The sequence below is a fragment of the Paractinoplanes globisporus DSM 43857 genome (genome assembly GCF_000379645.1).
Classification (GTDB): domain Bacteria; phylum Actinomycetota; class Actinomycetes; order Mycobacteriales; family Micromonosporaceae; genus Actinoplanes; species Actinoplanes globisporus.
This window is the reverse complement of record NZ_KB903358.1, coordinates 1-15,440: the sequence shown is the minus strand read 5'-3', so window position 1 is coordinate 15,440 and position 15,440 is coordinate 1. Positions and strand designations below refer to the sequence as shown.

Annotated in this window: 15 protein-coding genes; 11 read left to right on the top strand and 4 right to left on the bottom strand. The window is 72.0% G+C overall.

Going from position 1 to position 15,440, the window contains the following annotated elements; genetic code table 11:
• Positions 1-482 precede the first annotated feature (482 nt).
• From A3CQ_RS62405 to A3CQ_RS0149405, 4 genes are read left to right on the top strand one after another with little or no spacing between them, the layout of a single operon-like run.
• Entirely contained in the window at positions 483-2,420 is a 1,938-nt protein-coding gene (locus A3CQ_RS62405; protein ID WP_020518411.1) for a cellulose-binding domain-containing protein, read from the top strand.
• A 1-nt stretch (position 2,421) separates the two neighbouring features.
• A complete protein-coding gene (locus A3CQ_RS58380; protein ID WP_020518410.1) occupies positions 2,422-3,621 on the top strand; it encodes an EfeM/EfeO family lipoprotein in 1,200 nt (399 codons plus the stop codon).
• Positions 3,618-4,787 (top strand): Dyp-type peroxidase, encoded by a 1,170-nt coding sequence (locus tag A3CQ_RS0149410; protein ID WP_020518409.1) that lies wholly within the window; start codon positions 3,618-3,620, stop codon positions 4,785-4,787. The genes A3CQ_RS58380 and A3CQ_RS0149410 overlap by 4 nt, the downstream gene beginning before the upstream one ends.
• Before the next feature lie 8 nt (positions 4,788-4,795).
• Entirely contained in the window at positions 4,796-5,629 is an 834-nt protein-coding gene (locus A3CQ_RS0149405; protein ID WP_020518408.1) for a patatin-like phospholipase family protein, read from the top strand.
• A 1-nt stretch (position 5,630) separates the two neighbouring features.
• Here A3CQ_RS0149405 and A3CQ_RS0149400 read toward each other — a convergent pair whose 3' ends face one another.
• A complete protein-coding gene (locus A3CQ_RS0149400; RefSeq protein WP_211216833.1) occupies positions 5,631-6,572 on the bottom strand; it encodes a M15 family metallopeptidase in 942 nt (313 codons plus the stop codon).
• A gap of 93 nt (positions 6,573-6,665) precedes the next feature.
• Between A3CQ_RS0149400 and A3CQ_RS0149395 the strand changes: the two genes are divergently transcribed.
• Both A3CQ_RS0149395 and A3CQ_RS0149390 read left to right on the top strand, forming a co-directional pair.
• Entirely contained in the window at positions 6,666-6,998 is a 333-nt protein-coding gene (locus A3CQ_RS0149395) for a hypothetical protein (RefSeq protein ID WP_020518406.1), read from the top strand.
• A gap of 76 nt (positions 6,999-7,074) precedes the next feature.
• Entirely contained in the window at positions 7,075-7,686 is a 612-nt protein-coding gene (locus A3CQ_RS0149390) for a TetR/AcrR family transcriptional regulator (RefSeq protein ID WP_020518405.1), read from the top strand.
• Here A3CQ_RS0149390 and speB read toward each other — a convergent pair.
• Positions 7,660-8,733 carry an agmatinase gene (gene speB / locus A3CQ_RS0149385; protein WP_020518404.1) on the bottom strand — a complete coding sequence of 358 codons (1,074 nt, stop codon included), beginning with the start codon at positions 8,731-8,733 and terminating at the stop codon, positions 7,660-7,662. The genes A3CQ_RS0149390 and speB overlap by 27 nt on opposite strands.
• Positions 8,734-8,806: 73 nt before the next feature.
• On the opposite strand from speB, the gene A3CQ_RS0149380 reads away from it, so the two are divergent.
• A complete protein-coding gene (locus A3CQ_RS0149380) occupies positions 8,807-9,697 on the top strand; it encodes a serine/threonine-protein kinase (protein WP_040434350.1) in 891 nt (296 codons plus the stop codon).
• On the opposite strand, the gene A3CQ_RS0149375 is transcribed toward A3CQ_RS0149380, so the two are convergent.
• Together A3CQ_RS0149375 and A3CQ_RS0149370 are read right to left on the bottom strand one after the other, a co-directional pair.
• Entirely contained in the window at positions 9,694-10,524 is an 831-nt protein-coding gene (locus tag A3CQ_RS0149375) for a universal stress protein (RefSeq protein WP_020518402.1), read from the bottom strand. The two genes, A3CQ_RS0149380 and A3CQ_RS0149375, sit on opposite strands and share 4 nt — an antisense overlap.
• Positions 10,521-11,984: an amino acid permease gene (locus A3CQ_RS0149370; RefSeq protein WP_026207076.1), complete on the bottom strand. Its 1,464-nt coding sequence runs from the start codon at positions 11,982-11,984 to the stop codon at positions 10,521-10,523. The genes A3CQ_RS0149375 and A3CQ_RS0149370 overlap by 4 nt, the downstream gene beginning before the upstream one ends.
• A gap of 133 nt (positions 11,985-12,117) precedes the next feature.
• Between A3CQ_RS0149370 and A3CQ_RS0149365 the strand changes: the two genes are divergently transcribed.
• The 4 genes from A3CQ_RS0149365 to A3CQ_RS0149350 are packed head-to-tail and all read left to right on the top strand — an operon-like array spanning position 12,118 to position 15,274.
• Positions 12,118-12,468: an STAS domain-containing protein gene (locus tag A3CQ_RS0149365; RefSeq protein ID WP_020518400.1), complete on the top strand. Its 351-nt coding sequence runs from the start codon at positions 12,118-12,120 to the stop codon at positions 12,466-12,468.
• A 53-nt stretch (positions 12,469-12,521) separates the two neighbouring features.
• Positions 12,522-13,532 (top strand): alpha/beta hydrolase, encoded by a 1,011-nt coding sequence (locus tag A3CQ_RS0149360; RefSeq protein WP_040434330.1) that lies wholly within the window; start codon positions 12,522-12,524, stop codon positions 13,530-13,532.
• 39 nt (positions 13,533-13,571) lie between these two features.
• Positions 13,572-14,807, top strand: coding sequence for an ATP-grasp domain-containing protein (locus A3CQ_RS0149355; protein WP_020518398.1), 1,236 nt, complete (start codon positions 13,572-13,574; stop codon positions 14,805-14,807).
• Between the two features lie 47 nt (positions 14,808-14,854).
• A complete protein-coding gene (locus tag A3CQ_RS0149350) occupies positions 14,855-15,274 on the top strand; it encodes a DUF5990 family protein (protein WP_020518397.1) in 420 nt (139 codons plus the stop codon).
• Positions 15,275-15,440 lie beyond the last annotated feature (166 nt).

Below are 15,440 nucleotides of genomic sequence, written 5' to 3'. Positions count from 1 at the left end.
GCACCCGGCGCCGGGTCTGACCCGCTCGCCCGGCCACGACTCCCTCTGCCGCGGGGCGACAGCGGGTTTGACGCGCTCGCCCGGGTCGGGGACTCCCGGTTGCCGCGCGCGGCGACACGCTCGCCCGTCAGGGACTCCCGATGCCGCGCGCGGCGCCGGGTTTGACGCGCTCGCCCGGCCAGGACTCCCGGTGCCTCCGCCGGCGGCGGGTTTGACGTGCTCGCCCGGCCAGGACTCCTGCCGCCGCGCGCGCGACGGCGGGTCTGACGTGCTCGCCCGGCCAAGGACTCCGGGTGCCGCGTGTGTGACGGCGGGTCTGAGGCGCTCGCCGAAATGTTTTCGGTATCTGCCTGTTGCATTGGTCAGTCCGTATGGAGGTAAGCCCTTGCCGAAAAGGTTTTCGTCCTACATTCTGTCGGGGCAGTGATGACCGTCGATGAGTGGGACATCGCGGCCCCCCACCGAGCCGCAAGGAGAAGACCATGCGGAAAGGACTCCGCCGGGCGCTCGTCTCGGCGAGCACCGCCACGGCGGTCGCGCTGGCGGTGACCAGCGCGGTCGTCGCCCACGCCGCCGCCGCGGGCTGCCAGGTGACCTACGCCGTCAGCTCGCAGTGGAGCGGCGGATTCGGCGCCAATGTCACCATCACCAACCTGGGCGACCCGATCAGTGGATGGACCCTCAAATGGTCCTACACCGCCGGGCAGACGGTGACCCAGGCCTGGAACGCGACGGTCAGCCAGAGCGGCGCCGCCGTCACCGCCACCAACGTGAGCTACAACGGCACGATCGCGACCGGCGGGAGCGCCTCGTTCGGCTTCAACGGGTCGTGGACCGGCTCCAACCCGGTGCCGGCGGCGTTCACGGTCAACGGCGTCGCGTGCACGGGTTCGGTCACCCCGACCACCGCGCCGACCACCTCGCCCACGACGACGCCGACCACCCCGCCCACGACCGCGCCGACCACCCCGCCCACAACGAAGCCGACCACCCCGCCCACGACCCCGCCGACCACCCCGCCCACGACCCCGCCCCCGACCGGCGCGCCACCGTCGGTCCCCGGCACGCCGGGCACCTGGACCGCCGTACCGGTGAATCCCTCCAACGGCGGCGCCGGCACCTTCATGTGGCTGCTCACCGACGGCAGCGTCCTGTCCAACGGCAGCGACCTCCACCAGTGGGTCAAGCTCGTGCCCGACCAGTTCGGCGACTACACCAAGGGCACCTGGAAGCAGCTGGCGACCAGCCCGTACGGGGTCGGCGCCGCCCAGGAGCAGATCCTCCCGGACGGCCGCTTCTACCAGGCCGGCGGCGAATACGTATACCAATGGCCCTCCGGCAGCTCGTCGAACGACCACAACGGCGTGCAGCTCTACGACCCGGTGGCGAACACCTGGACCCTCGGACAGTCAGGCCTTTACGGCAACCTCTGGGACACCGGCACGGCCCACCTCAAGGACGGCCGGATCGTGTCGAGCGACCAGCGGCAGGCCCGCACCCAGATCTTCGACGGCAGGACCAACGGTTGGACCGCTGGTCCGAACCGGCCCGCACCGGCCGCCGAGGACGGCTGGGTGCCGCTGCCCGACGGCTCGATCGTCTCGATCGGCAACGGCGGCGCGTACCGCTTCGACCCGGCCGCCAACGCCTGGTACACCGTGGCCCGCCCGCCCTCGTCGTACGCGAACGGCAGCGTCGACACGTCGACCGTCACGCTGATGTACGACGGCCGGATCCTCGCCATGGGCCACAACACGTCGGTCATCTACACGCCCGGCGCGCGGCCGAGCGACCCCGGCTCGTGGCAGCAGGGCCCGGGGATCCCGCAGGGCTCGTTCACCGACGACGTGTACGCGACGCCCGAGGTCAACGGCAAGGTCATCTTCGATTCGGTGCAGTGCAGCTGGCTGACCAACGAGTGCGGGTCCGCGTCCGGCGCGAACATCAACGAGTTCGACCCGGCCACGAACACGATCGCGATCATCAGCAAGCCGCCGGATTCCCGCGGCGCCCCGGTCAACTTCATCAACCTGCCCAACGGCCAGGTCCTGGCCGCCGCCGGCAGCCGCAACTGGGTCTACACACCGATCGGCGGCCCCCGGGACGCCTGGCGGCCGACGGTCACATCGGTCACCGGCAGCGGCACCTACCACCTGTCCGGCACGCAGCTCAGCGGCCTGGTCAGCCTGGGTGAGGACGACTACCAGAACCCGCAGAACTACCCGATCGTCTCGCTGCGGGACAGCGCCGGGCACGTCTACTACGCCCGTACGTTCAACTTCAGCTCGATGATCACCAGCCGGGCGGGCGAGGCCCAGACGGCCGACTTCACCCTGCCGTCCGGACTGCCGCGCGGCGCCTACACCCTGTACGTCTCGGCGTGCGGTGTCTCCTCGGCCGGCTACCCCTTCACGTACTGAGATGACCCGCATCCGTATCGCCCTGCTCGCCGCCACGACGGTTGTCGTGGCGGCGGCCGGGGCCTTCGCGCTCGTCCGTTCCGAGGCCTCGGCGGCGATTCCCGTGCCGACCGAGCGCGAGGCGCGGGCCTTGATCGACAAATATCGCAGCGACGCCACCGCCGGCATCTCCCGGGACATCCGGTACGCCGAGGCGGCGAGCACGATCGGCGAGTGCGCCGATCCGCCCGGCACGTACGCGATCTCGTCCCGGTACAGCATGATGCCGCCCTCGGGCGCGGACGGCGCGGCGGCCGTCGACGCGCTGCGAGAGCACTGGGCCCAACTCGGCTACCGCGTCATCACCGACGTTCCGGGCCAGAACTCGCAGCTGCTCACCGAGGACCCGGCCACCGGCTTCCGCGTCGGGATCAGCCGGCGCGCGGCGAGCTACCTGCGCCTCGTCGTCTCCTCGCCGTGCCTCACGCTGCCGTACACGCCGGCGCCCCCGGTCCTTCCGGAGGAGCAGGCCACCGTACGAGAGGCATATCAGCAGTACGTCGCGGGCGTACTCGATCGGCTGACCCGGGACGTGGCGGCGCTGCGGACCGCGGTCGCGGGATCCGACCGGGCGAAGGCCCGGGCCGCCTGGCTCACCGCGCAGCTGACCTGGGATCGGGTCGGCGCCGCCTACGGCAGCTTCGGCGAGTACGCGGACGCGATCGACGGCCTGCCGCAGGGACTGCCCGGCGGCGTCCACGACCCGGACTTCACCGGCCTGCGCCGCATCGAGTACGGGCTCTGGCACGGCGAGGCGCTCGGCACGCTGCGGCCGATGGCCGACGCCGTCGCACAACAGGTGGCCGCGCTGCGGGCGGATCTGCCCGGCGCGACCCCGGACGCCATCGACCTGCCCCTGCGCGTACACGAAATCCTGGAGGACGCCCTGCGCTTCCATCTCACCGGGCTCACCGACATGGGCGCCGGCGCCGTCCTTGCCGAGACGGCGGCCGACGTCGACGCGACCACCGCCCTGCTCGACCTGTTCGGTCCCTTGCTCGACGAGCGACGGCCGGCTTTGCGCCCAGCCGCCCACGCCGATCTGGACGCCCTGCGGAAGGCGCTCCGCACGGGCGTCCGTCGCGACGTCGATGCCGCGCTGGGAGGCGTACTGGAAACCCTTGCTCAAGCCCCCGCCCTGCTGGAGGTGACCGGATCATGACCGTCAACCGCCGCGATCTCCTCAAGCGGGTCACCGTCGGTGCGGCGGCCCTGGTCGCCCTGCCCGGTGCAAGGGCCGCCGAGCCGCCGTCCTTCCAGGGCCCGCACCAGGCGGGCATCTTCACGCCGCCGCAACGCAGCGCGATCTTCGCCGCGTTCGACGTCGCCGCGCCGTCGGCCGAGGCGCTCCGGCAGACGATGCGGACCCTCACCGCCCGGGCCCGCTTCCTCACCATCGGCGGCGACCCGGCCGCCGGCCCGATCACGACCCCGCCGGCCGACAACGGCGTGCTCGGCCCCACCATCCCGGCCGACGGGCTGACGATCACCGTCTCGGTCGGCGCCTCGCTGTTCGACGGGCGATTCGGCCTGGCCGGTCGCAAGCCGCGCACGCTCACCGCGATGGGTGTCTTCCCGGGTGACGCGCTCGACCCCGCCTGGTGTCACGGCGATCTCCTGCTGCAGATCTGCGCCGACAACGCGGACACCGTCCACCACGCGCTGCGCGACATCGCCCGCAACACCCGCGGCGGCCTGCTGCTGCGCTACCGCCGCACCGGGTTCCTCAGCCCGCCCCGGCCGGCCGGGGCGCCGCGCAACCTGATGGGCTTCAAGGACGGCACCAGCAACCCGGTCGAGGCCGAGGGCGCCGACCTGGTCTGGGCCGGCGCCGGCGAGCCGGACTGGGCGGCGGGCGGCAGCTACCAGGTGCTGCGCCTCATCCGGATGCACACCGAGTTCTGGGATCGGGTGTCGCTGGCCGAGCAGGAGGCCATCATCGGCCGGCGGCGGGACAGCGGCGCTCCGCTCGACGGCGCGAAGGAGCTGGACAAACCCGACTTCGAACGGGACCCGGCGGGCGCGCTGACCCCGCTCGACGCGCACATCCGGCTGGCCAACCCGCGGACGGCGGAGACCGCGAACGGTCGCATCCTGCGCCGCCCGTACAACTACGACGACGGCGTGGTCCCCGGCGGCGACCTGGACGCGGGCCTCATCTTCTGCGCCTATCAGCAGGACCTCCGGCGCGGTTTCGAGGCGATACAGACCCGGCTCGCCGACGACCCGCTCAACGACTACATCCGGCCGTTCGGCGGCGGCTACTTCTTCGCCCTGCCCGGTGTGACGTCCACTGAGGACTGGTACGGCCGAGGCCTGCTCGGTTAACGTGCGGTATGACGAGGCGTGCACTGGTCCTGGGCGGCGGCGGCGTGACCGGCGTGGCCTGGGAGATCGGGATGCTGACCGCGCTGGCCGAGGCCGGAACCGACCTGACGGACGCCGACGTCGTCATCGGCACGTCGGCCGGCTCGGTGGTGGGCGCGCTGGTGGCCGGGGGCCAAGATCTTCCGACGCTGTACGCCGGGCAGCTCGCCCCGCCGACCGCCGAGATCCCCGCCCGGCTGGGCCTGGCGATGATGCTGCGGTGGGCCTGGGCGGCGGCGGGCCGGCGCGACGAGCAGCGCGCCCGGGCCCGCATCGGCGCCATGGCGCTGGCCGCGCAGACCGTGCCGGAAGCCGACCGCCGAGCGGTCATCGCCACCCGCCTGCGTCAGGCGGACTGGCCCTCGCGGAAGTTGCTCATCACCGCGGTCGACGCGCGGACCGGCGAGTTCGTGGTCTTCGACCGGGAGAAGGGCGTCGACCTGGTGGACGCGGTCGGCGCCAGCTGCGCGGTGCCGGGCGTCTGGCCACCGGTCACCATCGGCGACCGCCGCTACGTCGACGGCGGCGTGCGCTCCCCGGTCAACGCCGACCTGGCCGCCGGCTACGACCGCGTCGTGATCGTGGCCCCGGTGACCGCGAGCCTCGGCCCCGCCTCCAACACCGGCCGCCAGATCGCCGCCCTCGGCGCGAAGACAGTCCTGATCCGCCCGGACAAGGCCGCCCGGCGCGCCTTCGGCCGCAACGTGCTCGACCCGGCCCGCCGGGCCCCGGCCGCCCGAGCCGGCAGCGCCCAGGCCGAGCAGGAATCCGCCCGCGTGGCCGAGGTCTGGTCCGGCGAATAGGTCAGCCGCCGTTGGCGGAGAAATGCATGTAGTCCTTCAGCGAGTGGTAGTCGCCGCCCCACTTCCAGCCGATGGCGGCGAACGCCTTCACGACCGGCCCGCGCGGCCGGATCATCCCGGGCCGTAGGTCGCCCCGGTCCAGGTAGGACGTGGCCAGCTCGGGCAGCACGACCTTGCCCCGGTGATACGGGTTCAAGAACGGATTGACATCCACCGCCAGCCCGTACGCGTGCTGCGACCAGATTTTGCTGCCGCGCACCGGCCGGCAGGCGTACGCGTCGGTGGTGTTGTCGTCTCCGGTCGGCGGCGCGTTCAGGCCGGCCGCGCTGGTCACCCGCATCCGCTCGATCGGGTACCCCTGAGCGAACAGCGTCGCGAACACTTTGACCAGGCCCGCGGCCGCCCGCGCGTTGACCAGCAGCTCGCCGGTGTGCGCCAGCCCGTCGAACCCGCGGAAGCCGACCGTCACGTATCGCAGGTCGGTGGCCTTCACCGGGCAGGCCTTGCTCCACGTCGAGCGGGCCAGCACGCTTGCCGGCACAGCCTGGACAGTCGAGTGGAACCGGCCGTCGGCCGGCGGCGGCAGGTCGTCGGTCGTGATGATCGACCGGTGCCGCAACTCCGGCGGGGTGTCCCGGGCCGCGGCGAACCCGTTGGACCCGACCGGCAGCGCCCGCGTGCCGAGCCAGGCCGGCGCGGCGGTGGCGCTGCCGATCCGCGTGACCGACGGGCTCGGACCCGGCGCCGAGGTCACGGCCGCCGCCCCGAAGCTGCCGGTCGGCGCAGGAGTGGCCGACGTGCCGGGCGAGTTGGCGGAACAGGCCGCCGCGACACCGCACGCCAGCAACGCCGCCAGCAGCCGGCCCGTCGCCGGCCGGTCCGGCATCTGCCGTCGCCAGGACCTCGCCCGGTCATCACTGGCCATTCCGTCGCGCTCGCCCACGCTGTCGTTCATACCAGCCGGGGCCCGGGCACACGTCCGACCCGATCCCGGCAAAACGAGTGTCGGGCAACCCGAAGCCCCTAGTCTGGCCAGGTGAAACGACCGGACCCGTACGGCCTCCGGGACGGCTCGGCAGGCCCGCGCCGGGCAGGCTCGTTCTTCGACTCGATGGCCCTGCTGGTTCTCATCGCCGGGGTGCTGATCGCGCTGATCCTCGCCGGCAACGGGGCCGGTGGCCAGGCCGTCCTGACGGGCCTGGTCGCGCTCGTCGTCGCCGCGTCGATCCACACGTCGGCCGTCGCGATGCGGTGGATGGCCGCCATGTACGAGCTCGCGTCCCGCGGCTTCGAGCCGGTTGCGGCGCCCACCTCGGAAGGACGACCGGAGGACCTGAGCTCCGGCCGCTCGCACCGACGGGCCGCGTGAGGCAGCTCGTTCCCGTGCCCTGCGAGGCGTTCGAGGTGTTCCGGATGCGGCGGCGGGGGCGTGGTAGACATGCGCCGTGAGTGAGGTGATCGGCGAGGCCAGGCGGCGGTCGGCGCGGAAGCGGGCCGATGTGCTCGCCGTCGCCTGCTCGGTCGTCGCCGAGCGCGGGGCCGACGCGACGCGGTTCGCCGATGTCACCGCCGCCACCGGAGTGGGCGTCTCCACGCTGCAGTACTACTTCGGCACCCGGGAGGACCTGCTCATCGCGGTGTTCCGCTTCGCGGCCCAGAGCGACTTCGACGCGGTAGGGGAGCGGCTCGCCGGCGTGGCTGATCCATGGGAGCGGCTCATGGCGATCGCCTCCCACCTCACCGGCGCGATTGGCAGCGACACGGGGTGGCGCCTCTGGGTGGAGTCGTGGCGATGGGCCCTGCGCGACCCCGAGCTGCGGGCCGAGGTGCTGGGCGACTACACGCGCTGGCACGTGCTGCTTGCCGAGATCATCACCGCCGGGGTCTCCGCAGGGCGCTTCGCCACGGACGCGGTGCCGATGGATGTGGCGCGGCAAGCTCTCGCGCTCATCGACGGTCTCGCGCTGCCGGTGGCGCTCGGCGACCCGCAGGTCACCGGCGCGATGGCCGGTGACCTGCTCGCGGACGCGCTAGGACGGCTGACCGGGCTGCGTTAGCCCGGTTCCCTCCGGGGCCGGGCCCTTCCGGGTTCCCCGGCCCTCGAGGAGGGCAGTGGCGCGGTCCCAGCGGGGGCCGGCGCCGTCCTTGCGGCGGCGGGCCATGCCGGAGAGGGCCTCCAGGACCACGCGGTTGCCGAGCATCGCCGTTATCTCGGCGTGGTCGAAGGGTGGGGAGACCTCGACGATGTCCATGCCCACGACCGGGAGCTCGTGGCAGATGCGGGAGACCGCGTCGAGCAGCTGGCGGGCGGTGAGGCCGCCGGGCTCGGGCGTGCCGGTGCCGGGGGCGTGGCCGGGGTCGCAGACGTCGATGTCGACCGAGAGGAAGACGGCGTCGCAGTCGTCGAGGGCGATCTCGAAGGCGCGGTCGAGGATGGTGTCGAGGCCGTGTTCGACGATCTCGCTCATGTGGAAGCTGTTCATGCCCTGGTCGGCCATCCAGTCGAGCACGTCCGGGCCGGGCCAGTAGCCGCGCAGGCCGAGCTGCAGGAAGCGGTCGCCGCGGACGGCGCCGGACTCGATCAGGCGGCGCATGGGCTGGCCGTGGCCGTAGAGGCTGCCGAACTCGATGTCCCCGGTGTCGGCGTGGGCGTCGAAGTGGATGACCGACACGCGACCCGCACCGTGATGGCGGGACACGCCGGTCACGTCCGGCCAGGTCACGGTGTGGTCGCCGCCGAGGATCAGCGGAACGGCACCGTTCTTCGCGATGAAGGCGACGGCGTCCTCGATCGTGGCGCAGGAGCGCTGGATCTCGCCGGAGAAGACCTCCAGGTCGCCGGCGTCCATGACCGACAGATCCGAGGTGAGGGCGTCGACCCGCATCGCCATGTGCGGGCGCGACCCGTCGTGCGGCAGATAGTCGGTGCCGCGGATGACCTGCGGGCCGAAGCGGGCGCCGGGCCGGTGCGACGTGCCGCCGTCGAACGGCGCCCCGATGATCACGACGTCGGCCTCGGCGTACGTTTCGGGCGATTGCCAGTCGCAGGCGGGAACGCCCAGGAAGGTGTAGTCGGGGCCGTACATCGGGCCGTAGCGGGTCACCCGCGAGACTGTATCGCCATACAGTATTTGTGTACAGCGTTTGCGCTGGATCACCGCCGGGTACCGGCGGCGCATGGCGACGCGGACCTTGGGCGGTAGGTATCACCTGGTCCGGCGGATCGGCCGGGGCGGCATGTCCGAGGTCTGGTGCGGCCACGACGAGGTCCTCGACCGGGCCGTCGCCATCAAAGTCATCGCGCCGGGCCAGGACGTGGACGTCGATCTCGTACGGGCCGAGGCCCGCTCGGCGGCGCGGCTCGCCCACCCGAACGTGGCCGGTGTGCACGACTTCGGCACCTCGGCCGACCAGCCGTACATCGTCATGGAACTGGTCGAGGGTCGCACGCTCGGCCAGCACCTGGCGCGCGGGACGCTCGACTGGCGGATCGGGGTGCGGATCTGCGCCGAGGTCGCCGCCGGTCTCGCCGCCGCGCACGCCGAGCAGGTCGTGCACCGCGACATCAAGCCGGGCAACATCATACTCACCCCGTCCGGCGCGAAGGTGCTCGACTTCGGGATCGCCGCCGCCGTGGGCTCGGCCGACCCCGACCCGGACGGCCCAGTGATGGGCACCCCGGCCTACGTGGCGCCGGAGCGTTTCGCCGGCCATCCGTCGACCACGGCGACGGACATGTTCGCGCTGGGCACGCTGCTGTATCAGTGCCTCTCGGGCCGGCTGCCGTGGACGGCGGCGTCCCCGACCGAGCTCGTCGAGGCCACCTGCCAGCGGGACCCCGAGCCGCTGCCCGAGATCGCCGGGCTGCCGCCCGAGGTGGTCGACCTCTGCTCCCGCTGCCTCGCCAAGGACCCAGCCGAGCGGCCGACCGCCCTGGTCGCGGCCCTGCTGCTGGGCGAGGCCGTGGACGCCCGGGTCTACGTCCCGCTGCGCGACCTCGCCCCCGCCGTCATTCAGCACTGGGCCGACGAGCCGACCGCCAAGGCCGGCCGCCACCGGGCCGGTTAGCCGCTGCGCGGGACCACCACGACCGGCCGCCGCGCCCGCCGTATGAGCCGGGCCGAGACGCCGCCGAGCAGCACCCGCCGCGCCGGGCCGTAGCCGCGCGAACCGCAGAACAGCACGTCCACCTCGTCCAGCGCGGCCAGCACCTCCACGACGTTGCCGCCGACGATGCGCCAGTCGGCGTCGCACTCCGGCACCGACGCGACCGCGGCCTCCAGGGATCGCTCGTACGTCTCGCGCGCGGTCTCCAGGAAGGCGCGCTCGGCGTCGTCGCCGGTGAGGAACGGCACCGCCGCCCGGCCCTCGGCCACCACCGTGTACATCCGCAGCCGGGCCCCGATCCGGGCCGCGAGCCGGCCCGCCGACGTCAGCGCGGCCCGCCCGTCGGGGGTGTCCACGTACGCCACGCCGATCACGCCCAGGGCGCCCGGCGGCTCGGCGACGGAAGCGGGCGCCACCCCGATCGGGCAGACGCTGCCGTAGAGGAGTCGCTCGGCGGTACTGCTCAGCGAGGGCCCGGACCCGACGACGATCATCGCCGAGTCCACCTCCTCGGCCAGGTCGTGCAGGCCGTGCGCCGCCGACGAGGACGCGACCGTGCGGTAGTCCGCGGGGAAGTCCTCCAGGAAGGCCTTGGCCTCGTCGAGCACCCGTTCCGCGGCCCGGTGCCGGTCGGCCACCCACTCGGCATCGACCCGGCCCGACCCGAGCGCGGCCGGCGCGGGGTGCACGACCGCCACGATCAGCGGCACACCCAGCGACTCGGCGGCCCAGCGGCCCAGCGTGAGCGCGCCGTCGCCGGGCGCGCCGGCGATCACCGGCCCGGTCATTGCTGGTCACCCTCGTCGTGGTCGCGGGCCCAGCCCGGCGTCCCGCTCGGCTCGGAGCGCATCCGGGAGTTGCGGTAGCCGTAGAGCGCGTAGATGAGCAGTCCGATCGCGAGCCAGACGACGAACCGCACCCAGGTCTCCCACGGCAGGTCGGACATCAGGTAGACCGCGAACGCGACGCCGATCAGCGGCAGCACCGGCGACCATGGCACCCGATAGGGCCGCGGCATCTCGGGCCGGGTGCGGCGCAGGATGATCACGCCGATGTTGACCAGGACGAACGCGAACAGCGTGCCGATGTTGACCAGCTCCACGATGGCGCCCAGCGGGACCAGCGCCGCGAGGATCGAGATCAGGACGCCGAGGCCGATCGTCAGCCGCGCCGGCGTGCCGTAGCGCTGGTTGACCGCGGCGAGCCGCTGCGGCATCAGCCCGTCCCGGCACATCGCGAACAGGATCCGGGTCTGGCCGTAGAAGATCACCAGGACGACGCTGGTGATCGCGATGACCGCGCCGAGCGCGAGGATCGCCGCCGCCCAGGTGATGCCGGCGCCCTCGTCCAGCGCGGCCGCCAGCGGCGCGTCGCTGTCCTTCATCACGTCGGGGGAGGCGATGCCGAGCGCGCCGACCGTGGTCAGCACGTAGAAAACGGTGCAGATCAGCAGCGAGCCGATGATCGCCCAGGGCAGGTCGCGCTCGGGCTTGCGGGCCTCCTCGCTGCCGGTGGAAACGGCGTCGAAGCCGATGTAGGCGAAGAAGATGATCGCCGCGGCGCTGGTCACCCCGTCGAAGCCGGCCGGGGCGAACGGCGTGAAGTGGCTGGTGCCGAAGTTCGCGAACGCCACCACGATGAAGAACAGCAGGATGGCCAGCTTGATCACGACCATGACCAGGTTGACCCGCGCGCTCTCGGTGACGCCGCGGACCAGCAGGAAGGTGATCGCGAGGACCACGAAGACCGCGGCCAGGTTGAAGACGCCGCCCTCGGACGGGGATTTCGCGATCGCGTCGGGCAGGGTCCAGCCGAACGCGGCGTCGAGGAACGCGTTGAGGTTGCCGCCCCAGCCGACGGCGACGGCGGCGACCGACACCCCGTACTCGAGGATCAGATCCCACCCGATGATCCAGGCGACCAGTTCGCCCAGCGTCGCGTACGTGTAGGTGTAGGCGCTGCCGGAGACCGGGATGGACGACGCCAGCTCGGCGTAGGACAGTGCCGAGAACGAACAGGCCACCGCCGCGAGCACGAACGACAGGATCACGGCGGGCCCGGCTATCCCGGCGCCCTTGCCGATCACCACGAAGATGCCCGTGCCGATGATGGCACCCACGCCCATGGCGGTCAGCTGGGTCGCCCCGACGGCCTTCTTGAGGCCGTGCCCCTCCTCCGTCGTCTCGGTGATCAGGGAGCGCACGTCACGTACCGCGAAGATCCCCGGTTTGCCCGATGTCGTTGCCACGATCCACCACCCTCCGCCATTGGTGAGTACCGATCTCACCTTGTGCTCATGTGGTCACTCTGCGCAAGTCGTGAGTGGTACCGAAAGCCGTGGCAGCCTGCGCCACGCCGGACGGTCGTTGTACCGTGTGGCGATGGGCGAGGCGGTGTTGACGACACGTCGGCAGGCCGACGGCGCGATCGTCATCGAGGTGCGTGGCAGCCTCGACGCCGCCACCGTGGACCTGTTGCGCGAGACCCTGGTCGGCACGCTGCAGCGGGAGCGCCCGGTCGTGCTCGTCGTCGACCTGACCTTCGTGGTCTTCATGGACTCGGTGGGCATCGGCACGCTGGTCAGCGGGTACAACTCGGCCCGCGAGGTGGGCACCCGCTTCGTGCTGCGCAACCCGAGCGAGTTCGTCCACCGGCAACTGCGCGTGACCGGCCTCGCTGAGATGTTCGGGCTGCCGCCGTCTCCGTCGTCCACCCAGACGTTCACCCCCTGAGCGGTGATCTCCGATCGCGCGCGCGATCGCCCGGCGACGGCTAATGTGCGGTCATGGAACGGGTGGCCGGGGCGTGGTGTGACGGCGCCGCCGCCTGCTTTCGCCTCCCCGATCAAGATCAAAAGCTTTCCGCCGTACGTCTGATGTGCGGGTTCCTGGGTTCTCCGGAGTTCACGTACGAGGCGGCGCAGAAGCGGTGGGACCTGCGGATCCCGAAGCCGGACGCGGCCCGCATCGAGTACAAGCTCGAGCTGACCCACCGCGACGGGCGCCGGGAGACCATCTGCGACCAGGGCAACCCGCGGCGGGCGCCGGGCGGGTACGGCGAGTCGTCGGTGCTGTGGTGCCGCGACTACCGCGAGCCCGATTGGCTGCACCTGCCGCCGGTCGCGGGCGACTGGCGCGATTTCGACGCGACCACCCGGATCTGGTCGCCGGCCGGTGCCGCCGACCGGGTGCTGGTCGCGCACGACGGCCCCGACTACGAGAGGTACGCGGAGCTGGGGCGATATGCGGCGGCGTCGATCGCGGCCGAGCGGATCCGTCCGTTCCACCTCGTCCTGCTCGGCACGACCGAGCGCTTCGAGGACTATTCGGCCTCCACCGCGTACACGAAACGCCTGGCCCACGAGGTCCTGCCGGAGATAGCCGACAAGCTCGGGGCGCGCGGGCCGGTCGTCGGGGTCGGCGCCAGCCTCGGCGCCCTCGGGATGCTGCACGTCCAGCGGCACGCCCCGGAGCTGTTCGGCGGGCTGTTCCTGCAGTCCGGCAGCTTCTTCCAGCCTCGCTTCGACTCGCAGGAATCGGGCTTCGTGCGCTACCAGCGGATCATCCGGTTCGTCTCGCTGGTCCTGCGGGCCCGGACCGGTCCCGCCGTGCCGGCCACGATGACCTGCGGCACGGTCGAGGAGAACCTCGCCAACAACCGGAGCATGGCGAGCGCCCTGCGCGCTCAGGGATACGAGCTCACGTTCGCGGAGAACCGCGACGCGCACAACTGGATCGGCTGGCGGGACGCCCTCGACCCGCACCTGACCACGCTGCTGCAGCGGGTCTGGCCGTAGCTACTCAACCCCTCGCTTCGCACCCCTCGGGAGGACGACGTGGCCGACGTCGAGCACACCATCGGATTGTTGCTGGGCACCGAGGACGACTGGCCGCGCGCGTACGAGGCGTTGCTGCGCCGCCTCGGCGTGGTAAGCGGCCCCGACGGCCGCACCCACCGCACCGGCTCGGTCCGGGTCACCATCGAGCCGTTCAACCTGCGCGACAAGCCCAAGCACGACCTGGTCATCGACCGGCTCGCGTACTGGTACTACCACCCGCGCGAGTGGCTCAAGAAGATCGCGCTGATGGACGACGTGTACCTGCTGAACAGCCCGTTCACGTTCCAGTCGATGGAGAAGCACGCGGCGTACTGCGCGATGATGCGGCTCGGGCTCAAGGTGCCGGAGACGGTGCTGGTCCCGTACAAGAATCCTCTCGACAATTCCCGGTACGCCTACACGGCCGCGCGCTACAACCAGGCCTTCGATCTGGACAAGACCGCCGACCAGGTGGGCTATCCGATGTTCATGAAGCCGTACGACGGCGGCGCCTGGGTCGGGGTGACGCGGATCCGCAACCCGCAGGAGCTGCACGCCGCGTACGACGCCTCCGGCGAGCGGCTCATGCACCTGCAGGCCTCGGTCGAGGGGTACGACGTGTTCGCCCGCTCGCTGACCATCGGTCCCGAGACGATGGTCATGAAGTTCCGCCCCGAGCAGCCCATGCACTCCCGGTACGAGGTGGACCACGGCTTCCTCAGCGCCGACGTGGGCCACGAGGTGGTCACGATCTCCCGGCTGGTCAACGCGTTCTTCCGGTGGGAGTTCAACTCGTGCGAGTCGCTGGTGCGCGGCACCGACGTGCACCCGATCGACTACGCGAACGCCTGCCCCGACGTGGCGATCACCTCGCTGCACTACTACTTCCCGTGGGCGATGGCGGCGCTGCTGCGCTGGACCGTCTTCTGCGTGGTCACCGACCGGCGCCCGCGCCTGGACACCGACACCTCACGCTACTTCGCGATCGGCGACGACCCGTCCCTGTCGTACGCGGAAAAGCTTGTGGAGTACCGCCGGCTGGCCGACGAGTACTTCGAGACCGATCGATACCGCGACTTCTGCGACACCTACCTCTCGCACGTCAACGAGATCGTCTACGACTGGGTGAACTCGGAGGAGTTCCGCGCGCTGCTGCGCGAGACGGTCCGCGCGACGTACCCGGTGCACGAGCACGAGAAGTTCCTCGGCCACTTCGGCGGGCTGGTCGATGCCTGGGTGCGCGACAACTCCTGATGCCGTTCTTGTCGGACCCCCGGCCTATTGTCGGTCGGGTGGTACGGATGCGGATCGAGGGACGGGACCTGCCGGCGGCCGATGAGCTGCGCCTGCGCAACGTGCATGTCGGGGTGCAGCGCAAGGCCGAGGTGATCGACCGGGTGCCGGTCTCGGCCCCGTCCGCGACCTGGGAGCTCGACGTCGCCGTGCGCGAGATCGACGGCCTGCTCGACGTGGGCGGGCCGTTCGTGCACGGCCGGCCCGGGGCCAGGTTCCTCTATCTGAGCTGGGGAAACGTCGACGGTACGACGTTCGAGATGTTCCGGCGGGCCAAGCTGATGTTCGGCGACATCCCGACCGCGCTGCTGCGCGGCGCCCACGAGGCCGGCGGCGTGCTGGTGGGCGAGCTGGGGCTGACCGACGAGTGCGGCCTGCCCAAGTGCGCCCGGGTGCGCCCGCCCGACATCGTCTGGACGCTGCGATGACGGCGGGCGGCGCGGCGACGGCGGGCGGTGCGACCACGGCGGGCGGTGCGACGACGGCGGGCGGTGCGACGACGGCGGGCGGTGCGACCACGGCGGGCGGTGCGACCACGGCGGGCGGTGCGACCACGGCGGGCGGTGCGACCACGGCGGGCGGTGCGACCACGGC